Here is a 23894-nt window from a genome sequence, read left to right on the forward strand (position 1 = left end):
ACTTGAAAGTAATTTGATTTGATAAAAAAACCGGAGCACTGGCTCCGGTTTTTTATTAATATCATTTCATCTGGTTCACTCATAAATCGGATCATGAGATGGCGTTACCCCGATAAAATAGACCTGCTTTGAGTTTTTGATATGCCAGAATGAATCGGTATTCTCACCGAAAACGGACACATTCCAGAATAACGCATGACGCAGATGATCAATCGAAGTTGCCATGACATTTTTCATTTTCAGATTGGAGAATACGATATTCTCATGGAAAACCTCAGGATAAGAAGCACTCACCCCAACACCATCATAGCCATCAATTCGGATGACCGACTTACCGGTTTTTACCGAGAGATTATCCAGAGTAATATGATCGATTAAAATATCCTTAAACTGGGCAGGTTTCTCTGCATCGGTAAATACGTTATCACCAGCCGAATAAGCTAAAGTCATTACAAACGGATAACCGGTTCCGCCCCGGTTCTCAATTTTCGTCCCATGAATAACTGTCGCATTCCGGGTACCGATATTTTTCATCGCGTTATCACGGAAAATAATTCTGCGGGCACCACCACCGGTTGCTGTCGTGCTCTTCATCCGCAAGCCATTATCGTTCAGAAACATCACATTCTGCTCGGCAAGAAGATCCTGAATCCAGGCACCGGTATGGCTGCCCATAACCACAGCGCCATGCCCTTCCCGCATGTAGTTATTAAATATCCAGATATTTTCTGTCGGATTCACATCTTCCCGGTTCTCGTCATAATCGGCACCCTGCCCGGCTGCAAAGTTGATACTGTCATCGCCACTATCGATGAAGTTACCGAAAATCAGAGAATTTTCACTGTTACCGAATTCCACACCATCAGCATTATTGACATCAAAAGTCTGTACCGTGTTATAGGCAAAAACCGAGTTCTTCCCTTCCAGGAACATAATGGTATGGTATGCCGGATTACGCAGTGTCAGACCGGCAAAGTAGAAATTAGTCACACCACGGAACGTCGCCAGACTCGAACGACGATTGGCATATAAGTCCTTATTCAACTGACCGTTATAACCACCATAGGATTTTTCAATGAGTTTCAGTAAGTCGGCTTTCGTCTGCCACTGTGCATTCTGCTCCCGCCATGCAGCCATCATCTGCTGGCTCGCCAACCGGCCTAAGTGAAAGACTTCTTCCCGTCCCCCCGGCTGATAGTAGGCAAGCTTGTTACCGATTTCATCAATCGTATCCTGTCCCGAACGTTGCCAGCCACTACCGTCAATAGTACCGCCACCAACAATCCGGATATTGTGGAAAACATTCCGTCGGTGATCGTACCCGATCTGTTCATCAACCGAGCCGTTACGATGTTCTTCTGCTAAAGCATTCAGCAGGGAAGGCGGACGACGGGAATCCGTCGGATTCGTTTTGAAACTGTAGAGCTGATAACCCTGTTCTAACGGATAATCCTGTGCATTCGTCGAACCTTGCAAGGTTGCACCGGTTTCAATTTCCAGTGTCATGTTACTGTGCAAAAACAGCGCTCCGGAAACAAAAACTGCACCGCCGCTGTCGGCCCGATCCGCCGGGATAACGACTTTACAGCCGTATGCTGACTGTGACCCGTCGGCACAGCTATCAATCGCCTGCTGGATTTGTGAGGTATTCACCGTCACGCCGTCTCCGACGGCACCATAATCAGCAATATTAACCACCCGGGAATAAGCCGGCGCAGTCTTAGCGAACAGAGGAGCGCTGTGCAAAGATTCTGAACCATCAGCATACACCGCACTTATGGCAAAACGGTAAACAGTGTCCGGTGACAAGCCGGTCACTTTATAATTCAGGTAGGTCGTCCGCTGGTGAAATCCATCAGTGTCTTCAGCAAAGAAAGCCTGAATATATTGAGCTGCCGGTGCATGGCGAAGGTTGTTTCCACTCGACAAACCAATCAGGTGACCATTCTGATAAATCTTATAATCGACAATCTTCCGACGATGAAGAGGCTGATGCCAGCTCAATACAATGCTGGTATCGTCATAAGCCAGTGTCGGTACTTCCGGTTTCCAGAATAGATGCTTAGGAAATATCGCCGCTTTCGGATGTGCAGAGACCGTCTGTTCAGAAACAGAATGGGCAGAGACATAGCCAGACAGAAATAATGATGCAGCCACCAGACTGGCAGCTGTTTTCTTTATCCATTGTTTTTGTTTCATTTTTTTACCTTTTAACTGAGCGTTGATGGACTAAAAAACTTAACCTACGATTCTTTACGTTGCATAGAACAGTAAAATCGTTCCATATCCGAATGAATAAATTTGTAACTTCATGTACCTGAATAACCTCAATATTCGGTTTCGGCTGAAATCATCGGATACGGGTTTAAACAACAGTGTGCTTCATTGCTATCGTGAAAATAAAAGCCGGTCAGGGAACCGGCTTTGAGAAAATGATGAGAACAGGTAATCGTTCACCAGATCGCTATAATTTAAAACGTCCGACAATTGATGTCAGGTTCTGGTTGATATCAGCAATTTCCCCCATGTCTTTGACCGATTGCTGCCCGATCGACTCAAGCTCAACCACAATATCGTTGATGGCAGACATATTACGGCTCAGCTCCTGAGTTACACAGCTTTGCTCTTCAGCTGCCGTCGCAATCTGAGAACTCAGATCATTAATTTCCATCACATGCCGGGAAATCACTTCCAGACTGTCGGCAGCCTGACCGGCACCTTCGGCCGTGTCCTGACACCGGGTTCGGGTATGTTCCATCGAGCTGACCACCGCATGGTTGCCATTTGCCAGACTTTTCAGAGCTTGTTCGACTTCGGTCGTACTGTCTTTAGTCCGGCTGGCAAGACTGCGCACTTCATCGGCAACCACAGCGAACCCCCGCCCCTGCTCTCCGGCACGTGCTGCTTCAATTGCAGCATTCAGAGCCAGTAAATTCGTCTGCTCTGCAATTTCACCGATGACACTCAGTATCTCGTTAATTTTCTGAGTCTCAAGCGTCATGTTGTGCACATCACTGACGGAATGTTCCACATCTTCAATCAATGCTGAAACCGTCTGTTTGGAGCGATCAATAATATGGCGGGATTCCATGCTGGTTTCATTGGTACGGCTCACCAGACTGGCCGTATTGGCCGCATCTGTCGCCATCGAACCAGCTGTCGAACTCATTTCTTCAATTGCAGTGACAACCTGTTCGGTTTCTGAAACGTGGTTCTTCAATATCGTACTGTTTCTCTCCGACTGGCTGAGCATATGTTCAACATTCGATTGCAGGGAATAGCCAGCCTGTTGGATCTCCAGCATCATATGTTGCAGATTTTCAATGAACTGATTCACCCCTTGAGAGATCTGGCCGAGATCATCATTACTTTCAACTTTCAGACGCTGGGTCAAATCACCATGACCACTGGCCAGCCCCTGAATCGTTTCTTTCAGAGACAGAATCGGACGATAGAGAACCTGAATCAGGAAATAAGTCAGAACCACACTGACAAAAGAAGCCAGCAACGAAAAAATGATCGCACTGTTTCTTGCTGTAGTTAACTGGGCAAAGACCACCGACTTATCCAGTCCAATCATATAATACCAAGTCTTTTTACCCAGATGGATCCGATGTGAAAACATAATCTTATCGGTACCATTGAGCACATAATCGGCATGTGTGGATTCCTGACTCACCATCTGAGAAACCAAAGTCCGGGCCCATTCGATACCACTAAGCTTTTCTCCGGTCTTCAATGCCGATGAGGTGGTTGCCAGAATACGGCTATCCTGATCGAGAATCAGAGCCACAGCGCCCGGAAGTTCATTTGATTCTTTCACGATTTGATTCAAAAAAGCCAGATCCAGATCCGCAGAAAAAACTCCACCTTCTATCTTTTCCAGAATACTGATCCAATACGTTTTTCCGGATGACCCCAGATAAGGAGCAGTAACGACAACGCCATCGGCTGCCCGTCCCTGCTGATACCAGGAAATATCTCTCACGTCTCCTGCCAGCCGGTGATTTGGCCAGGCTGAATCCTCCATACTCCAGTAAGCCCGACCGTCTTCCAGACCAATCACAAAACTTTTCAGGTTCATCGCATCAGCCAGAGACTGGACCAGTTCAATAACTTCATCTTCGGATTTTTTCAGCCCCTGTCGCTGGTATCTTCGGGACAGTTGATGAATCCCGTCGATTTTTTCTTCCAGAATCGTCTCAATCACAGTAGCTTTCGATGCAACGTAATTCTCACTCGTATCAAAAACACTTTTTGTCAGTGCCTTCTCTTCCTGAGAATAGAGCACATAACTGGTGATTGATACAGACATCCCGACCAGCAACATAACGGATAAAATCAGCAGTTTTTTTAATCCAAGTTGTTTCATAAGTACCCACACAATACATCTACTCAAACATACAAAAGTGAATGCTACTAAGCTGAAAAGTGTCCGCCCGACACATCCACCAATCAAATAAATCAAAAGCAGTCAATAGTAAATTTGTCTCATAAGTGAGAAATGGTACCACAATTTATTGCACATACAACAACTTACTCATTGTTTTCATCAATCAGTTAAATGTGAAAAATAAGTTTCAGGTACGATGAGTCGGGAAACAACAGCAAACAAGCGGGAAAGATAGGTCAGTTATGGGAGAAAATACGTGAAAGTAACCAACGGTAGTCGTAGTGAAATATTGATTTATCTTTATACGTGACCGATAAAACGTCCGGATTCAGGCCAGTATCTGGATCCGGACAATCTCAACATAACGATAACAATGCAACTGAACGACTACTCAGATAACCATGCTTCAGCTGCATCACGCTGGTCCCGGTGAAATGCTTTGATTTCCATTCCCGGAAACAGATGACCTTCAAACTCACCGGCTTTTTGTAACCAGTTTTTATCGGTCAGCAGCGCGACCTTGCTGAACTGTCGCATAAAACGGAACAGTGTCGGGAAATGAGCAATCTTAATCGCAATGGCTTCAAATGATGGGATATGAAATTCCACAACGTCATACAACATCTGGCCCTTTTCGATCCCTTCAGCCTGGCTGATTAAAGTATCAATCGCCGTCCGCATATTGTCTGCGTCAATTTTACCGCTCAGTTCAAGATCCAGACGATTGATGCCATGTCGTGTCACTTTCAACATATCAGTATCCTCCGGTTCAGCGATGTGCTCTCTATTGAGTATGGGCCGTACTGACAAACCTATCAAGCCTCCGGACACCATAATCATCGGATCATCCGACTTTCGGATTAAACCGTTCAGTGATCAGCAGGAACAAGTGTCACAACCCCGGAATGATCCAGTCGGTAGCGCTCAAAATCCCTCACCACGGAAACATGGCCGGAGTAGACACTCTGAGCTTCCGAGAGAATGTCCGCAATCGATGGAGAGTGTGTGATATCGTCCTGATAGCGAGAACTGATATGGGTCAGTAATAAATTGGGAATATTGGCAGATTCGGCAAAACGGGCAACCTGAGCGGCATAACTGTGTCCGTAATGGGCTTTCAGTAAACCGATCTCTTCCGTATACGTTGCTTCATGTACCAGTACATCACAATCTTTTCCGGCCTCGTCAAGCAGCTCAGGCGTGTCATTATCTCCGCAGATGATGGCTTTGAACTGGCGTTGATGTGAAGTCACAAAGTCAGTGTAGCAAAATGAAGTTCCCTGATAGACGACATCGTGACCCGATTGTAACTGTCCCCAGAGTGGTCCTTTAGGAACTCCGGCCGCCAGAAGTTTTTCAACCTGTAACTTATGTTCAATATGCTGGCTGACAAACACATAAGCATAAGAAGGAACCCGATGGGACAACGAGACCGTCTGGACCGAAAACTCACCGAAAGTATCACCGGCAAAATCTTCTACCGCGACAAATTTCAGCTCATAGGGCAGAAAAAACTGAGTATGCATAATGGCAGCTTCAATCCATGCCTGAATTCCACGCGGAGCAACAATCGTGAGCGGCTCAGTCCGTCCTTTCATCCCGGCACTGGACAGCAAACCCGGCAGACCATAGCAATGATCACCATGCACATGAGTGATAAAAATACCACGTAAAGCATGTTCCGACAGACTGGTGTGCAACAGTTGGTGTTGTGTTCCTTCCCCACAGTCAATTAAGTACCAGCCTTTCCCCTGAGCTTCCAGTAGTGCAGTCGCCGTCACATTCCGTGCTTTGGTCGGTAACCCGGCCGAGGTTCCGAGAAATAAGATATCCATCATTTACCACTCACTTACTTGCTTATCTTTGATTGTATCTCAAGATGCAGAGTCCACCCGGATATATGCCCGGATAAACGCTCACCATCTTCACAAAAAGTAGTTTAGGGATAGAAAAGAAAAATCCCCTGTCACCGGACAAGGGATTCTATATGGCTTACACAAGATTCAAATTACTTCAAATCAAAACGATCGGCCTGCATGACTTTGACCCATGCTTTCACAAAGTCACCGACAAATTTGTCTCCGGCATCACTTCCGGCATAGACTTCAGACAATGCACGTAACTGTGAGTTGGAGCCAAACACCAAATCAACTCTGGAAGCAGTCCATTTGACAGCACCGCTCTGACGGTCACGTCCTTCAAACGTTTCGGCTGCTTCAGAAGTCGGTTTCCACTCGGTTTCCATATCCAGCAGGTTGATAAAGAAATCGTTGGTCAGTACACCCGGAGTTTTCGTCAGCACACCATGCTGTGATTGCTCAAAGTTGGCATTCAGTGCCCGCATACCACCAATTAGTACAGTCATTTCCGGCGCGGTTAACGTCAGCAACTGAGCCCGGTCAAGCAATAACTCTTCTGCCGAAACCGTATAAGCACGCTTCATATAGTTACGGAAACCATCGGCAACCGGCTCCAGAACCGCAAATGATTCGGCATCGGTCTGCTCATCGGTCGCATCAGTCCGTCCCGCAGTAAATGGTACGGTAATCGCGTGACCGGCCTGACGGGCAGCCTGTTCGATAGCCGCCGAACCACTCAGCACAATCAAATCAGCCAGAGAGATTTTCTTATTCCCGGTTTGGGCTGCATTGAACTTCTGCTGTATTGCTTCCAGTACACGTAATACTTTCTGTAACTGCTCAGGCTGGTTGACTTCCCAGTCTTTCTGCGGAGCCAGACGAATCCGGGCACCGTTAGCTCCACCACGGCTGTCCGATCCCCGGAAAGTTGCCGCTGAAGACCATGCGGTATAAACCAGCTCGGAAACCGTCAAACCTGAAGCAAGAATTTCACTCTTCAGCGCAGCAACATCATGGTCATCGACCAAACCATGATCAACAGCCGGTAGCGGATCTTGCCAGATCAAATCTTCCTGAGGGACTTCAGGGCCGAGATAGCGTACTTTCGGTCCCATATCCCGGTGAGTCAGTTTAAACCATGCCCGGGCGAACGCATCGGCAAATTCATCCGGATTCTGATGGAAATGCTCGGATATTTTCCGGTAAATCGGATCTTCACGCATCGCCATATCCGCATCAGTCATCATGATTCCGACTTTCACCGAACTATCTTCCGCATCCGGCGCTTTGTCTTTATCAGCTAAATCCACAGGCACCCATTGAGTCGCTCCTGCCGGACTCTTAACCAGTTTCCAGTCATAGCCGAACAACACATCAAAGTAGCTGTTATCCCACTGTGTCGGTGTCGGCGTCCACGCACCTTCAAGACCACTGGTAATCGTATCGCGTCCTTTACCGCTGCCATATGAGCTGATCCAACCCAGTCCCATCTCTTCAAGAGCAGCAGCTTCCGGATCAGGGCCGACCAAAGCTGCATCACCGGCACCGTGGGTTTTACCGAAAGTATGCCCGCCAGCAGTCAGTGCAACTGTCTCATAGTCATCCATTGCCATCCGGGCGAAAGTTTCACGAATGTCACGCCCTGAAGCCAACGGATCAGACTGACCATTCGGTCCTTCCGGATTCACATAGATCAATCCCATCTGCACCGCTGCCAGTGGATTTTCCAGATCCCGCTCTCCGGTATAGCGGTTTTCATTACCGAGCCACTCATCTTCCGCACCCCAGTAAATATCTTCTTCCGGTTCCCAGATATCTTTCCGGCCGCCGCCGAAACCAAAAGTCTGTAGCCCCATGGATTCCAGTGCCACATTACCGGCCAGAATAAACAAATCGGCCCAGGAGAGACTATTGCCGTATTTCTGCTTCACCGGCCACAACAGGCGGCGGGCTTTATCAAGGTTGGCATTATCCGGCCAGCTGTTCAGTGGTGCAAATCGCTGTGTTCCTGTGGAGGCTCCGCCACGGCCATCACCGGTACGATAAGTCCCGGCGGAGTGCCATGCCATACGAATCATCAAAGGTCCGTAATGCCCGTAGTCTGCCGGCCACCACTCTTTTGAATCAGTCAGTACCGCTTCAATATCCTGCTTGACTGCTTTCAGATCCAGCGCGCTGAAAGCTGCGGCATAATCAAAATCTTCCCCCAGCGGGTTCGACTTTTTATCATTCTGATGAAGAATTTTCAGGTTGAGCTGATTCGGCCACCAATCTACGTTCTTGGTTCCTTTCCCTCCGGTGCGGGTATGACTACCATGCATGACGGGACATTTTCCTGACATTTTATTCTGTTCCATTGTCTGTCTCCTGCTTCACAGCATTATGCTTCATTTACTTCTCAATCATGGGGAAATGGGACGCTTTCGTCATTAACAAACCTATAAGTTATTAAATCATCCGAAACGTTCCACTGGAAATGTCTAATATTGTTTAAAATTAAAAGAAGAAAACATTCCAGAATGAATAAGACTGAGTTCCTTCACTGGCAAGAGACTCAATCAACTGGTACTGATGACATAAAAAGGAGTGACAGCTTTCAGCTTCATAGCCGGAACTCACTTCAACCGAAACCTTATTTTCGACACTGGTTATCTTTTCACGCAACGGCTCAGACATAAGAAACCCCTTCTTTTACAATCATCTTAACTGAGTTTCAGTATAAAAATAGACCAGTGAAAGTGATAATGGTTTCGACCTATTCATTCTATAGGGGAAATCTATTCTGCGGCCAGAGATATGAAATCTCTCAAATGAAGTGGAAATATGAGCGAATTGGTATGATATTGCAGAGAACAGATAAAAAAATAAGCGGTTCACAATGAACCGCTTATTCTCATCTCATCAGCAGAACAGCTGATTCAGTAACGATTAACCCGCCAGAGCGGCTCTCGCGTCAACGTAATCCAGTCCGTGGCTCTCGGCAACAAAGCGGTTGGTGAGCTGACCATGGAAAACATTCAGTCCATTCAGCAGATGCTCATCTGTAAGCAGTGCTTCACGGTAACCTTTCTCTGCAAGAGCAACGATGTATGGCAGCGTCGCATTATTCAGAGCAACTGTCGATGTACGGGCAACACCACCCGGCATATTCGCCACACAGTAGTGAACAACTTCATCCACAATATAAGTTGGTTCCTGATGCGTTGTCGCTTTAGAGGTTTCGGCACATCCACCCTGATCGATAGCAACGTCGACAATCACCGCTCCGGGTTTCATGTTTTTCACCATTTCAGCAGTAATCAGTTTTGGTGCTTCTGCGCCAGGCAGCAGCACAGAACCAATAACAGCATCAGCAGAAAGTACATGCTTCTCAATTGAATCAGCTGTCGAGTAAACCGTGGTGATTTTGCCCTGATAGATCGCATCGACTTCACGCAGAGCATCAATGTTTTTATCAATAATCACAACTTCAGCACCCAGTCCTGCAGCCATCTGAGCTGCATTCCGGCCGACAACACCAGCACCGATAATGGTAACTTTAGCTGGTTCTACGCCCGGAACACCACCCAGTAGCAATCCGCGACCTGCGTGAGCTTTTTCCAGCGAGGTCATGGCTGCCTGAATAGACATACGGCCTGCTACTTCTGACATCGGTGCTAACAAAGGAAGCGTCCGGTTAGCACTGGTAACGGTTTCGTAGGCAATACATACTGCTTTGCTCTTGATCAGATCTTCGGTCTGAGGAGCATCCGGAGCCAGGTGAAGATAAGTAAACAGAATCTGGTCTTCCCGCAGCATTGCCCGCTCACTCGCCTGAGGCTCTTTTACTTTAACAATCATTTCGCTCTCGGCGAAAACCGTCGCTGCATTCGGACTGATATTTGCTCCGGCATCAATATAATCCTGATCAGAAAATCCGATACCGGCACCGGCTAATGTTTCAACTAAAACACGATGGCCTCTTTTCGTCAGCTCTTTAACACTGGCTGGCGTCATTCCAACACGGTACTCATGGTTCTTAATTTCTTTTGGTACACCAATAAACATATCGCTATCCTCTGCAAACAACAGTGTGTGGTAAGAACCCGCAAACGATACAGTGAATTAAACTGACAGATCAACAAAAATAAAGCAGTGAAAACCAGTGATTAACATCACAAGCAGATGAATAAACCAACTTCAAGCCATAAACACAAATTATTATTTCAAATTGTTTTAGTTGTATGGCTGATATGGTCAGATAACATGCAAAAAAAAGTGAGGGCAATTTTCACAATCAACCGGTTGATGATTTAAGGACACATCGCCGATACCGTCTGATCTCTCATAATTTTGTGGTATTTCATCATATATAAACTGTACTTTGTGACAGAAAACACACTGTTACTTCTTGGAATAACTGGACTTATGCCAGTCATCCTGGTCATCTGAATGTTTGACCATCAGTCAAATACGACGGCATGTGCGTGAAGATATTGATAGAACCATGAGGACAAAAAAATCCCCTGTCTGGTGACAGGGGATTGATATAAACACGTCTTAAAACGTTCTCTGCACTCAGCTAGCTGTTAGCCAAGGTTCTTCCGTGCATTCTGGAACATCCGCATCCAGGCGCCGTTTTCACCCCACGAATCAGGATGCCATGAGTTCACAACAGTCCGGAATACCCGCTCCGGGTGTGGCATCATAATCGTGACACGTCCGTCAGTGGTTGTCAGACCGGTAATTGCATTTGGTGAACCATTCGGGTTGTTTGGATACTGTTGCGTTGGCTGCCCCAGATTATCCACATAACGAATCGCAACCGTTCCGGATTTCTCAAGCGCTTCCAGATGAGCTGCATCACGAACTTCAACCCGCCCTTCACCATGAGAAACGGCAATCGGCATGCGTGAACCAGCCATGCCATTAAAGAAGACCGAATCCGACGGCTGAACTTCAACCAGACTGAAACGGGCTTCGAAACGCTCCGATTCGTTCCGGACAAAACGCGGCCACAAATCTGCACCCGGGATCAGCTCTCTCAGGTTAGACAACATCTGACATCCGTTACAAACCCCGAGAGCAAAAGTATCCTGACGATTGAAGAAACCTGCAAACATATCTCTTGCCTGAGCATTAAACAGAATTGATTTTGCCCAACCTTCTCCGGCACCCAGAACATCTCCGTAAGAGAAACCGCCACAGGCAACCAGACCCTGATACTGATCTAATGCAACATTGCCGGACAGAATATCGCTCATGTGAATATCGATAGACTCAAAACCAGCGCGGTCAAAGGCAGCAGCCATCTCAACATGAGAGTTCACGCCCTGCTCACGCAGAACCGCCATTTTAGGTCTGACACCAGTACTGATAAACGGCGCTGCAACATCTTCATGAATATCATAGCTCAGACTAACATTCAGCCCCGGATCAGCATCGTTCTTCTTCGCTTCAAACTCTTGCTGAGCACACGCAGGGTTATCACGCAGTGCCTGCATCTGATAGGTTGTTTCTGCCCAGATTGTCCGTAATTCTGTCCGGGAACGCGCCAGCAATATTTCTTCATTATGAGTCACAACAAAGCGATCGGAAGCTTCTACAGAACCAATCACATGAGAACAAGCTTGCAGACCTTGCCCAGCAAGAGTTTCAAGTACAGCATCCACATCCTGCTCGCGAACCTGAACCACTGCACCCAGTTCTTCGTTGAAAAGTGCGGCCAACGAATCACTGCCCAAAGCGGCAATATCAACATTCACACCACAGTGGCCGGCAAAAGCCATTTCAGCCAGTGTGACAAACAGACCACCGTCTCCTTTATCATGGTAAGCCAACAATTTGTTGGTACGAACCAATGTCTGAATCGCTTCAAAAAAGCCTTTCAGTTGCGCAGCGTCATCGACATCAGCCGGTTGATCACCCAACTGTTTGTAGACCTGAGCCAGTGCGGTTGCACCAAGACGGTTCTTTCCATTCCCCAAATCAATCGCAATCAGACGAGTGTCGCCCAAGTCCGTGCGCAATTGCGGCGTCACAGTCTTGCGAACATCATCAACCCGGGCAAATGCGGTAATAATCAGCGACAACGGAGAAGTCACTTCTTTCTGCTCACCGTTTTCCTCATTCCACTTGGTTTTCATCGACATTGAGTCTTTACCAACCGGAATTGTCAGCCCCAGCGCAGGACACAACTCTTCACCGACCGCTTTAACCGCTTCATACAACCCGGCATCTTCGCCCGGGTGACCTGCCGGAGACATCCAGTTGGCTGACAGTTTAATGTGTTTCAGGTCTCCGATATCTGTTGCTGCAATATTAGTCAGAGACTCAGCAACAGCCAGACGGGCTGATGCTGCAAAATCAAGCAGAGCCACCGGAGTACGCTCGCCCATCGACATCGCTTCACCACAATAGGTGTCGAAACTAGCCGTAGTCACGGCACAGTTAGCAACAGGAATCTGCCATGGACCAACCATCTGGTCGCGGGCAACCATACCGGTTACGGAGCGATCCCCGATGGTAATCAGGAAGGTTTTTTCAGCTACGGCTGGCAAACGAAGCACCCGATCAACAGCTTCGTTTAACTCAATACCACTGCGATCCAGTGCCGGACTCTGTGCTTTCAGTGTCGTGGCTTCACGATGCATCTTCGGCGGTTTACCCAACAGAATGTCCATCGGCATATCGATTGGGGTATTGTCGAAATGGGAATCTTCCAACGTCAGATGACGTTCTTCGGTTGCCACACCGACAACAGCATAAGGGGCTCGTTCACGGCGGCAAATCGCATCAAAAGCTTCCATATGCTCAGGCGCGACAGCCAGAACATAACGCTCCTGAGATTCATTACACCAGATCTCCAGCGGACTCATTCCCGGTTCATCGTTCGGAACATCCCGCAGCTGGAATTTACCGCCACGTTCACCATCGTTAACCAGTTCAGGCAGAGCATTCGAAATACCACCGGCACCGACATCATGGATAAACGCAATCGGGTTGTCTTCTCCCAGTTGCCAGCAACGGTCAATCACTTCCTGACAACGGCGTTCCATTTCAGGGTTTTCACGCTGTACAGATGCAAAATCCAGATCTTCGGCAGACTGACCGGAGGCCATAGAAGAAGCAGCGCCGCCGCCCAGGCCGATATTCATTGCCGGACCACCCAGAACAATCAGGCTCGCACCTACCGGAATTTCTTTCTTCTGAATGTGCTCTTCGCGAATATTCCCCATCCCGCCGGCAATCATAATCGGTTTATGATAACCACGGATTTCTTCACCGGCATGAGAAGTCACTTTCTCTTCGTAGGTACGGAAATACCCCAACAGATTCGGACGACCAAATTCGTTGTTAAATGCAGCACCACCCAGAGGCCCTTCAATCATAATATCCAGCGCATTCACAATACGTCCCGGCTTACCGAAGTCGGTTTCCCAGGGTTGCTCGAAATGAGGAATACGCAGGTTAGAAACCGTGAATCCAACCAGACCTGCTTTTGGCTTACCGCCAATCCCGGTAGCGCCTTCATCACGAATTTCACCGCCACTACCAGTTGAAGCGCCCGGCCATGGAGAAATCGCAGTCGGGTGGTTGTGGGTTTCCACCTTCATCAGGATATGTGCATTCTCGGTGTGATAGTTGTACTGGCGCGTTTTCGGATCCGGGAAGAAGCGGCCGACTGGAGAACCGGTCATAACTGCGGCATTGTCTTTATAGGCCGACAAAACATAATCCGGTGTAGTTTCATAGGTGTTCTTGATCATCTTAAACAGGGATTTTTCCTGTTGAACACCATCAATTGTCCAGTCAGCGTTGAAAATCTTGTGACGACAGTGCTCAGAGTTCGCCTGTGCAAACATCATCAGCTCAATATCGTTCGGATTACGGCCTAGTCGGGTGAAATTCTCAACCAGATAATCAATCTCATCTTCGGCCAGAGCCAGCCCCAGAGATACATTTGCCTCTTCCAGTGCTTTACGGCCACCGGCAAGTACATCAACGGCAGTCATCGGTGCCGGAGTTGCACTCTGAAACAGTTGAGCGACTGATTCAACATCAGCAAAGACACTTTCCATCATCCGGTCATGGAGTAATCCCTGCAATACCGCGTGCTGAGCATCCGTCAGTGCCACAGAAGATTCAATATAGTAGGCAGTTCCCCGCTCAAGGCGTTTCACTTTTTCCAGACCGCAATTGTGTGCGATATCGGTCGATTTCGATGACCATGGTGAAATGGTTCCCGGACGCGGAGTAACCAGCAACAACAAACCTTCCGGCTGATGCTCTTCAATTGTCGGGCCATAGGTCAGCAGTTTTTCTAGCTTCTCGACTTCCTGATGATCCAAATCGGCGGTCAGGTCAGCAAAGTGCATAAATTCTGCGTAAATGCCGGTCACTGGTAAACTTTGCTCACGGCATCGTTCAAGGAGTTTGTTCACCCGAAATTCAGAAAGCGCTGGGGAGCCACGGAAAATTCTCATGTGCTTAGGTCTCTGTTGCTGTTAATTAAGGTAATATTGGAATAAATTCAAACAATTAAACTAAAACCGCTTTAATTTATACCAATTTTACCTCTGTTGTGCGGGCGCATTATAAATGAATTATTTTTGTGATGTAACACCAAACGCAACCGTTTGCGTCATTTTTTTCATGAATTTTGAAATCTCTCGCCTCTGGATCATTTCTGACTGTACAGTTTACCATTTCACGCATCAAAAAGTTGCGATTCAGCGGTGCTTTGATATAAAAGCAACATGAAGAGAAGAGATAAGCTGTACATGATCCGGATATTCCAACGTCAAACCCTGATAATCCTTGCTTTAACGTCCATAACAGCACTGCTCAGCGGTTGCCAGATTGACTCAAAACCTAAAAGCGAACTAGACCAGATCCGGGAACGGGGGGTTTTGCGCGTCGGTACAGTCAATAATCAGCTCTCCTATTTTATCGGTCCGGAAGGCCCTTCAGGGATGGATTATGAACTGGCCCGGGAGTTTGCCAATGAATTGGGCGTCAAGCTGGAAATGAGGCCGGTCTACCGGGTTTCATCTCTGTTTCCGGCACTGAAAAAGGGTGAAGTCGATATTGTTGCAGCAGGTCAGATCCAAACCGCCCAGCGAGTACAGTCTTTCCGGCCCGGACCAGCTTACTATTATGTCAGCCAGCAGGTTGTCTATCGGCAGGGACAATGGCATCCCCGCAACATGCAGCAGTTGATCCAGAAACAGAAAGACTTATCGGGACTTGCACCACAAGTACAGGTTTTAAACGTTGTTGATGATTCTCACTTTGAGCAGACACTTGTCCGGCTCAAAAGAAAATATCCGGACTTTTTGTATCAGATAGAGCCGGATTCAGATGTTCACGATTTGCTCAGAAAAGTTTCTCAGGGTGAATTGATGTTTACCATCGCCGACTCTGTGGAAGTTTCTCTGGCCCAGCGAATCTACCCGGATTTAGCAACCGCATTTGAAATCACGGACGATCAGCCAATCTCCTGGTTTATCCGTCGCTCGGATGATGAAAGCCTTTATGCCCTGATGATTGAATTTTTCGGTAATCAGAAACAATCCGGCACCATAGCCTCACTCGAAGAAAAGTATATCGGCCATGTCGGTACTTTTGATTATGTTGATACCCGGGCGTTTATCCGGGCATTAGACAGCCGGCTCCCGAAATGGACACCACTATTCCGGAAATATGCAGGAGAGTTCGACTGGCGCCTGATTGCTGCCCTGTCATATCAGGAATCTCACTGGAACCCCAGAGCTAAATCCCCGACCGGCGTTCGCGGGATGATGATGCTGACACTGGCGACTGCCAAATCTGTCGGCATTACCAACCGGCTTAATCCGGAGCAATCCATTCAGGGTGGCGTCAAATATCTCCGGCGCATGATCAGCCGGGTGCCGGATTCCATTCCCGATCATGAAAAAATCTGGTTTGCGCTGGCCTCTTACAATATGGGTTACGGACATATGATGGATGCCCGCGATCTGACCAGAGTTCAGGGAGGAGATCCGGATGCCTGGGGAGATGTTAAAGATCGTTTGCCGTTACTGAGAAAACGCCGCTATTTCAGTCAGACCCGTTATGGTTACGCCCGGGGAGACGAAGCGCTGGCTTATGTAGAAAATATTCGTCGTTACTATCAAAGTATGATTGGCCATATTGATACGACAAGTACAGCAGATAACAGCGGTATTGGTATCGACGATCTGACCGTGATTCCGGCCATGATTGCCGATTCCGATGACGATACAGAGTTAGATACTTCCGCTCAGAACATTGAATCTGGTGAAGATTTACCCACAGTCTCTGAAACCGCACCGGCAGCAACGCATTAACGTCATTCAGGACTTGATTTTTCTTATGGAAACCCTTACATATTGAGTATGCCCGACGTTCGTCGGGTTCATCTTCCAGTCATAATACAACTGTAAAAGATAATCGTCTGCCCTCTGAAGTCTATCTGTCAGGGGGAAATTGTACTGACTATTCATTGGTATTTTTGAAAGGAGGTTAATCCATGCTGAGAAAACGTACAAAGTCAAAACATCTATGGCGAACCACAGCAGCGATTCACCGGAAACGTAAACTCGCAAATAATAAAAAGAAAATTTTTGCCCGCCACCGGGCGTTTACCCATCAGACTGCATGAGTAAATGCATCTGAATAGAGTTCCGAAATGGAATTCTGAAATAACCACAGATGTCTCCTTCCCAGCATAAAAAAGAAGGAGACTAAAATTCTCCCCTTTCCATCTGCCCAAATTTTCTCCAACCGAGCTATTCACTGGTCGTTTCAGACTGATTTCCACCATCGGTCTGCTGCTGACGCTTCGCCTCTTTAATCTCCTGTCTGCGACGCCGGAAAAACTGCTGTAACTGCTCACGACACTCAGACTCAAGCAACCCCTTTTCAATCTGGGCGTAATGATAGGCAGCTTCACTTTCAAACAGGTTCAGGACTGTACCAGCAGCACCGGCTTTCAAATCCGGTGCGCCAAACACAATACGCCTGACCCGACTGTGTAATAAAGCCCCGGCACACATCGGACAGGGCTCCAGAGTTACATATAGTGTCGTGTCTACCAGCCGATAGTTTTCCACGACCTGTCCGGCTTTCCGTAACACCTGAATTTCAGCATGCGCGGTTGCATCATGGGTAATAATCGAACGATTCCATCCTTCAGCAATAATCTGACCATCTCTGACCAGCACAGCTCCGACCGGGACTTCTCCTTCCAGCTCTGCCTGATGTGCCAGTTGCATCGCTCTGCGCATGAACTGCTCATCTTCGGCAGAGAAATTTTGCGTCTGCATGGATCCTCTATTTATCCGAACACCACCACTCACATCATTATACCCGAATCTTTTCAGGATGTTCCGCTCATTAATTCCGAGAGATCCTTCGGACTATTTGTCAGTTAATACATCATAAAGCCAATGCCTCATAAAGATAGTCAGCCAGTAAACGGACTTTCGGTGAGATATGCCGATTCTGAGGGTACAACGCCCAGACTCCTTCCCGGTCATCCCGATAGCGGGTCAGCACTTCAACCAATTGACCAGAAGCAAGATAAGGCTCAACGTAGTAGTCCGGTAACTGAGCCAGTCCCATCCCTCTCAAAGCTGCATCCAGCAGAACAACCCCACTGTTACACCGCATCCGCCCCCGGATTCCCAGAGAGCGGGCATGATGGTGATCTTTGAAACGCCAGTGGTCATTCGTGCCAACCAGACACTGATGTTTGGATAACTCAGAAAGTGTATAGGGTTCTCCATACTGAGCCAGATATTCTGGCGCAGCACAGACATGCAGGCATCTGGGACGCAGTTTTCTGGCCACGAAGCTGGAATCATGCAGCTGTCCCAGCCGAATCGCCAGATCGACCCCATTTTCGATCAGATCCAACTGTTGATTAGTCAGCACCAGTTCCAGCTCCAGTTTTGGATACTGCTGTAAGAAATCATGCAGCAACGGAGAGATTTTCTGTTCCCCATAAGTCACCGGGGCGGTGACTTTCAACCGTCCAATCGGTACCTGCTGCATTTGTGTCACGGTCCGTTCGGCGTGTTCCAGCCCTTCAATCAACTGCTTACATTGCTGATAGTAAATCTGTCCGGCTTCGGTCAACGACACCTTCCGGGTCGTACGTAACAGTAGTTTAATCGCCAGCCGTTCCTCCAGCGCCGCCACCCGACGGCTGACATTCGCCACCGAAGTGGTTAATTTCTGGGCCGCTTTGGTAAAACTTTCCGTCTCAGCAACCGCGACGAATTCGCTGACACCATCCCATATTGCCATTGCTCATTATTACTCTGGTGTAAAAGTTATTCTCTTTTTTACTCGATTATCAAATATAAGAAAAGAACTATACTCGGATTCACCGTGATTTATCACACGATATACCCAAGTCATCTCACAGACAGGAAAGGAAGAAAATGTCAGAGCAGAAATTTATCAAGTCCAAGGCCGCCGTTGCCTGGGGACCAAATCAACCACTCAGCATTGAAGAAGTCGACGTTATGTATCCTAAAGCCGGAGAAGTTCTGGTCCGTATCGTCGCTTCCGGTGTCTGTCATACTGATGCATTTACACTATCCGGTGAAGATCCGGAAGGTATATTCCCATCGATTCTCGGTCACGAAGGCGGTGGTATTGTTGAAATGGTCGGAGAAGGCGTCACCAGCGTTGAAGTCGGTGATCACGTCATTCCACTTTATACCGCAGAGTGTGGCAAATGTAAGTTCTGTACTTCAGGAAAAACCAACCTTTGTCAGGCAGTCCGTGAAACTCAGGGCAAAGGTCTGATGCCCGACGGAACAACCCGTTTTTACAAAGACGGCAAGCCAATCTACCACTATATGGGCTGTTCTACTTTCTCCGAATATACCGTTTTACCGGAAATCTCTCTGGCAAAAGTCAACAAAGCTGCACCTCTGGAAGAAGTTTGCCTACTGGGATGTGGTGTAACCACCGGTATGGGTGCCGTGATGAATACGGCCAAAGTTCAGAAAGGTGACACCGTCGCAATTTTCGGTCTGGGCGGCATTGGTCTGTCTGCCGTTATCGGCGCCAAAATGGTCGGCGCCAGCCGAATCATTGGTATCGATATCAACGAGAAGAAATTCGAACTGGCTCAGCAGCTGGGTGCGACTGAATGTATCAACCCGAAAAACTTCGACAAGCCAATTCAGGAAGTAATCGTTGAGATGACCGACGGAGGTGTGGACTTCTCATTTGAGTGTATCGGTAATGTGAACGTCATGCGTCAGGCTCTGGAGTGCTGCCATAAAGGATGGGGCGAATCCGTCATCATCGGTGTGGCTGGCGCAGGACAGGAAATCTCAACCCGTCCATTCCAGCTTGTGACAGGTCGTGTATGGCGTGGCAGTGCTTTTGGTGGTGTAAAAGGCCGTTCACAACTTCCAGGAATTGTTGAACAATATCTTGCCGGAGAATTCGGTCTGCAAGAGTTCATCACTCACACGATGCCATTAGAAGGCATCAACGAAGCGTTTGAACTCATGCATTCGGGTGAAAGTATTCGTTCCGTGATCCACTTCCAGCCATAATTTCTTATTATCCAGTCTCCGGTCTAATATACCCGGAGACTGGAAAAGGAGTCTGTCATGTTAGAACAAGTCAGCCAGTCCAAAGTCTTTGGCGGGTGGCATAAGCAGTACACTCACCCTTCCGATGTACTCAACTGTACGATGCGTTTTGCTATCTTTCTGCCACCGGAAGCAAGTGATAGCCAGCCGGTTCCCGTACTCTACTGGTTATCCGGTCTTACCTGCACCGATGAAAACTTTATGCAGAAAGCCGGAGCATTCCGGAAAGCTGCCGAGCTCGGTATTGCGATTGTTGCACCGGACACCAGCCCAAGAGGTGATAATGTAGCGGATGATCCGCAGGGCGCCTACGATCTGGGGCTCGGTGCAGGATTCTACCTCAACGCCACACAATCTCCCTGGGATCAGCACTATCATATGTATTCTTATATCGTGAACGAATTACCTTCGCTCATTGAGAAGAACTTTCCGGTCACATCCAAGCGTTCGATTTCCGGACACAGTATGGGTGGACATGGTGCTCTGACTATCGGGATGAAGAACCCAGAGCGCTACAGCTCTATTTCAGCCTTCAGCCCGATTTGCCATCCGACGGCCTGTCCGTGGGGGCAAAAAGCCCTGAAAGCTTACCTGGGAGACAACCAGACCGCATGGCAAGACTATGATGCAACTGAGTTGCTCAGAAAGAATGCCTGTCCTCTGCCGATGCTTATCGATCAGGGTGAAATGGATCAGTTCCTGGAAGAACAGCTCAAACCCTGGGATCTGCTGGAAGTCGCCGATCACCAGAACTGCGAGCTGACCTATCAGTCTCATCCGGGATATGATCACAGCTACTACTTTATTCAAAGCTTTATTGAGTCACATTTACAGTTCCACGCACAATATCTGTTGGGTCAGAAATCATAGGCGGATGTGATTCAAATTCATTAAAGCGTGAAATCATCGAGGAAAGCGCCACTTTGTGCGTTTTCCTCTGTTGTCCCAGCCAGCTCACTTCCACCTGAATAACCTTCAAGTCTCCCTGAAACAACGGCTCAGAAACCAATACTGCAATACAGAAAGGTGCCTGAGAATTACAATCCCGGCTTGTTTTGATCTGCTCAAAGCGAACAGGTTCGGAATCGATGCCTTTCTCCCCTGCTCCGGTCGTTTGCGAATTATGAGTCCGGAAGAACTCCAGCTTCGAAGCCGCAAGATCCAGAGCCCGTGTCCGCTGCAAGATTTCATTCATCTGCAACATAGTCAGTCGCTGTACCTGACAAACCCCCAGAACACCAACACTCAGTATCACCAGAGAAACCATGACTTCCAGTAACGTATTTCCCATACATCTATGTTCATCATAGTGATTACGGTTCATACCAGCTCTCCCCTCGCCACGATGTAGGACGAATCAGACTCAGGGGTTTTATCAGCAAATCCCGCCGATAGCGAAAATCAAGGCTTCCCTGAACCAGTGCAAAACGGCGTTCTGCATCCAACACTAAACCACCGAACGGATAGAAAGAACCGGACTGAAAATAACTCACCTGTTCAGAGGTAATTTCCTGTTCCGGATCCAATCGGGCCAAAGACTTCTTCAGCTCAGCCTGCAACGATGTCGATGCCCACTCCCGGAATAACATGGCTGCATGTTCCGGTGTCACCAACTGATATAACATTCCCTGTAACGAATGCTGGCTCTTAATCCCTACCAATCCATCCTGAATCAGCAGAATAATGCCCTGCTGCGGAAACTTTGCTTGGATGACACGGTTTATTTGCTGAATATCCGGGTCAGACAAGACACATCCGCCGTATACCCAGATAATCATCTTGCCATGCGAAATCACATCTTCGATCTGTGTTGCACAGTCCGGATTAAGCCGGCTTACCGGTAACTGAGATGAATCTGTATAGCGAAACTGCCCGGTAACGGAATTATCCAACGATTCAGGAACCCGCCCGATTCGGGGATGTGACATCACCTGAAACCACTGCTGGACATCAACCCCGAAAAGGTCCCGGAAAGGAGATAATGTCGGTGTATAAAGATAATCGGATTTGGCCGCCTGTGCCCGGCTGGCAACAGTATGGTATTGCCCGGCACATCGTTGCTCCGTCTGCGATGGAAAACCGCGATACAACGGGTATGGCAATTGCTCCGGATGATAGGTCGTCACTGAAGGTGCTGAGAAATCATATTTATATCTCAACACAACACATGCCCACCGGCCATCCGGAAGCTGATGTCCGGGATCGGGTGCGAATGAAGCATTGTCAGTCAGAATCAGGTGACTGGTTGCTTTGACGACCCCCGATAGATCCGGCAATGACAGACGATAATATTTTTGTAGTGTTGTCGTGCCTGCGGTAACCGTAAACAGTTTTTTATCCGGTGGCAAAAAACGAGTTTCGTGTTTCACCTGCTGGCATTGCACTGGTAGTGTTTCTTTGGCATAGGCAGAACGTTCCTGAGTCCAGAGACATTCAAGTTCGCCTTCAGCCTTCCAGAAGGACTGACTCCGCTTGATTTCTTGCTGAACATCAGCCAGTTGATAACGGGTGATCAGCGCTGACCGCCCGACCACCATCAAAGCAATACTGAGCATCAGAGCCGTCAGCAGCAAGGTTGCAATCCCCTGCTGGCGAATGTTCGGCTGAGTGAAGTAAATCCAGCTCATGGTCGCCAGTGCCGCTGCAAAAAAGAAAAATCTGCCGACTCCTGAATCGAAGGCTCCTGCACCAGAGATAGCGCGAGATGAACTGAAATCCAGCCACTACTCCTCTCTTTTGCCGGTAACGGCCGAAGCGACTGATAGCTGACCTGAAATGAATCCACACTGACCCACTCAGGATCAAAGACAGAGAAACATGGACCAGACTCACCGGAAAATGCAGCTTGTTTAAATGTTAGCCGTTTTCCGGTTTGTTTCTCACACAGTCGTAATACCGGCACACCCGAGATACTGTCGGCCTGTTGGTAAACAACATGATGAAAATCACTTTGGTGTTCCTTATTCATCTGATAAACATAACCCACCTGATTCTTTTCCGGCTGAACATCAGTGAGTCTCTGGCTGTCATTCAGTAAAACGGCCTCCTGAGAGGATGCATCAAATCCCGCGGTCAAAAGACTCCGTTTCATCAAAGCTAAAGATGCCCGTAGCTGTTGATGTAACTGTATTTTACGGCTCAACCGCTCTGCCACTTTAACTTCCGAGACAATCAAACGACTGAGTGTCAGGATCAGTACACTACTGAGCACACTTGCCAGTAGTACTTCAAGCAAGGTCAAACCCCGCTGGCCGATATAAGAATAATGAATCATCGAACTAACACGCCGGATAACCGTAAATGGCCATACCTGAGCTACAACTGCGTATCCGGCCAGCCCCGTAAGATGTGATAACTTTAATCCGCCGATCTGGTGTATTCCGAGCCAACAGCGTAATACTGCCATTGCCTAACTTGCCTGAATGGCCGTCAATGAAGAGCCGATCCTGAGTCAGCCCTGACTGCAACGCAATTTTCGGATACTGCGCTCCGGACAGCACAAGCAGACGCTGCCCCTTTTGACTCTCTTCGTCGGTACTGACACGTAGTTGCCACTGGGAATCATTCGGATCATCACTCAGAAAAGATGTCTGAGAAACTAAATGTAGCCACAACTGTTGATGATGAGTAATTGCCAGAGCCCGTGCCTGTATAATCAGTTCCTGAACTTCACTGACCGCCGTTTTTAACTGCTCCTTTTCCATCTGCCGGGAAAACTGTGGGGCAACCATCAAAAGAGAAAGACTGAGTAACGCGATAACCGTAACCAGTTCAAGTAAAGAAAATCCTGTACGCATATCTTTTTCCCAAAAGATTAATTTCATATCCCCATCATAAAAAAATTAAGGTCGTGATATTGCGTACACAGGAAAGTCTAGATGTGACATCAAAGAAATAACTGCATGACAGACATAACAGTTACACCAAAGATGATTGACTCCGGATAACCAAACGACAAGGGGCTGTAATCTGGTCCCATTCAGATTGAATGGTATTCAACAATACCCGCCTGGCAGTTCCAAAAAACACGCATAAAAA

Annotated in this window: 18 protein-coding genes; 4 read left to right on the forward strand and 14 right to left on the reverse strand. The window is 47.8% G+C overall.

Features of this window, described 5'->3' with window-relative positions; all coding sequences use genetic code 11:
• Positions 1-75: 75 nt before the first annotated feature.
• From OCU74_RS11495 to purL, 8 genes are all read right to left on the reverse strand, one after another.
• Positions 76-2199 (reverse strand): glycosyl hydrolase family 28 protein, encoded by a 2124-nt coding sequence (locus OCU74_RS11495; RefSeq protein ID WP_087479859.1) that lies wholly within the window; start codon positions 2197-2199, stop codon positions 76-78.
• Positions 2200-2464: 265 nt separating this feature from the next.
• Positions 2465-4372, reverse strand: coding sequence for a methyl-accepting chemotaxis protein (locus OCU74_RS11500; RefSeq protein ID WP_087479860.1), 1908 nt, complete (start codon positions 4370-4372; stop codon positions 2465-2467).
• A gap of 408 nt (positions 4373-4780) precedes the next feature.
• Entirely contained in the window at positions 4781-5146 is a 366-nt protein-coding gene (locus OCU74_RS11505) for a SpoIIAA family protein (RefSeq protein ID WP_087479861.1), read from the reverse strand.
• 116 nt (positions 5147-5262) lie between these two features.
• Complete coding sequence (locus OCU74_RS11510; protein ID WP_234993537.1) at positions 5263-6231, reverse strand: ribonuclease Z; 969 nt, start codon at positions 6229-6231, stop codon at positions 5263-5265.
• 170 nt (positions 6232-6401) lie between these two features.
• Positions 6402-8609 carry a catalase/peroxidase HPI gene (katG, locus tag OCU74_RS11515; protein ID WP_087479862.1) on the reverse strand — a complete coding sequence of 736 codons (2208 nt, stop codon included), beginning with the start codon at positions 8607-8609 and terminating at the stop codon, positions 6402-6404.
• A 139-nt stretch (positions 8610-8748) separates the two neighbouring features.
• Positions 8749-8928, reverse strand: coding sequence for a hypothetical protein (locus OCU74_RS11520; protein ID WP_087479863.1), 180 nt, complete (start codon positions 8926-8928; stop codon positions 8749-8751).
• A 252-nt stretch (positions 8929-9180) separates the two neighbouring features.
• A complete protein-coding gene (ald, locus tag OCU74_RS11525) occupies positions 9181-10299 on the reverse strand; it encodes an alanine dehydrogenase (protein ID WP_087479864.1) in 1119 nt (372 codons plus the stop codon).
• 521 nt (positions 10300-10820) lie between these two features.
• Complete coding sequence (gene purL, locus OCU74_RS11530; RefSeq protein ID WP_087479865.1) at positions 10821-14717, reverse strand: phosphoribosylformylglycinamidine synthase; 3897 nt, start codon at positions 14715-14717, stop codon at positions 10821-10823.
• A 297-nt stretch (positions 14718-15014) separates the two neighbouring features.
• Here purL and mltF point away from each other — a divergent pair, with 297 nt between their 5' ends.
• On the forward strand, positions 15015-16583 hold the full coding sequence (mltF, locus tag OCU74_RS11535; RefSeq protein WP_200807666.1) for a membrane-bound lytic murein transglycosylase MltF: 1569 nt from the start codon (positions 15015-15017) through the stop codon (positions 16581-16583).
• Positions 16584-16765: 182 nt separating this feature from the next.
• Complete coding sequence (locus OCU74_RS11540; RefSeq protein ID WP_261856144.1) at positions 16766-16897, forward strand: hypothetical protein; 132 nt, start codon at positions 16766-16768, stop codon at positions 16895-16897.
• Positions 16898-17024: 127 nt separating this feature from the next.
• On the opposite strand, the gene tadA is transcribed toward OCU74_RS11540, so the two are convergent.
• Both tadA and OCU74_RS11550 read right to left on the reverse strand, forming a co-directional pair.
• Entirely contained in the window at positions 17025-17561 is a 537-nt protein-coding gene (gene tadA, locus OCU74_RS11545; protein ID WP_087479867.1) for a tRNA adenosine(34) deaminase TadA, read from the reverse strand.
• 112 nt (positions 17562-17673) lie between these two features.
• A complete protein-coding gene (locus OCU74_RS11550) occupies positions 17674-18546 on the reverse strand; it encodes a LysR family transcriptional regulator (RefSeq protein WP_087479868.1) in 873 nt (290 codons plus the stop codon).
• A 137-nt stretch (positions 18547-18683) separates the two neighbouring features.
• Between OCU74_RS11550 and OCU74_RS11555 the strand changes: the two genes are divergently transcribed.
• Together OCU74_RS11555 and fghA are read left to right on the forward strand one after the other, a co-directional pair.
• Complete coding sequence (locus tag OCU74_RS11555) at positions 18684-19817, forward strand: S-(hydroxymethyl)glutathione dehydrogenase/class III alcohol dehydrogenase (RefSeq protein WP_087479869.1); 1134 nt, start codon at positions 18684-18686, stop codon at positions 19815-19817.
• A gap of 57 nt (positions 19818-19874) precedes the next feature.
• Complete coding sequence (gene fghA, locus OCU74_RS11560; RefSeq protein ID WP_087479870.1) at positions 19875-20726, forward strand: S-formylglutathione hydrolase; 852 nt, start codon at positions 19875-19877, stop codon at positions 20724-20726.
• Here fghA and OCU74_RS11565 read toward each other — a convergent pair.
• From OCU74_RS11565 to OCU74_RS11580, 4 genes are read right to left on the reverse strand one after another with little or no spacing between them, the layout of a single operon-like run.
• Entirely contained in the window at positions 20671-21180 is a 510-nt protein-coding gene (locus OCU74_RS11565; RefSeq protein WP_087479871.1) for a type IV pilus modification PilV family protein, read from the reverse strand. The two genes, fghA and OCU74_RS11565, sit on opposite strands and share 56 nt — an antisense overlap.
• The gene (locus tag OCU74_RS11570) at positions 21170-22483 is read right to left on the reverse strand and encodes a hypothetical protein (protein WP_087479872.1); all 1314 of its coding nucleotides are present in this window, start codon (positions 22481-22483) and stop codon (positions 21170-21172) included. The genes OCU74_RS11565 and OCU74_RS11570 overlap by 11 nt, the downstream gene beginning before the upstream one ends.
• Positions 22480-23130 carry a PulJ/GspJ family protein gene (locus OCU74_RS11575; RefSeq protein ID WP_087479873.1) on the reverse strand — a complete coding sequence of 217 codons (651 nt, stop codon included), beginning with the start codon at positions 23128-23130 and terminating at the stop codon, positions 22480-22482. The genes OCU74_RS11570 and OCU74_RS11575 overlap by 4 nt, the downstream gene beginning before the upstream one ends.
• Before the next feature lie 4 nt (positions 23131-23134).
• Positions 23135-23680 (reverse strand): GspH/FimT family pseudopilin, encoded by a 546-nt coding sequence (locus OCU74_RS11580; RefSeq protein WP_087479874.1) that lies wholly within the window; start codon positions 23678-23680, stop codon positions 23135-23137.
• Between the last annotated feature and the right edge of the window lie 214 nt (positions 23681-23894).

This window comes from Vibrio mangrovi (assembly GCF_024346955.1).
Lineage (GTDB): Bacteria > Pseudomonadota > Gammaproteobacteria > Enterobacterales > Vibrionaceae > Vibrio > Vibrio mangrovi.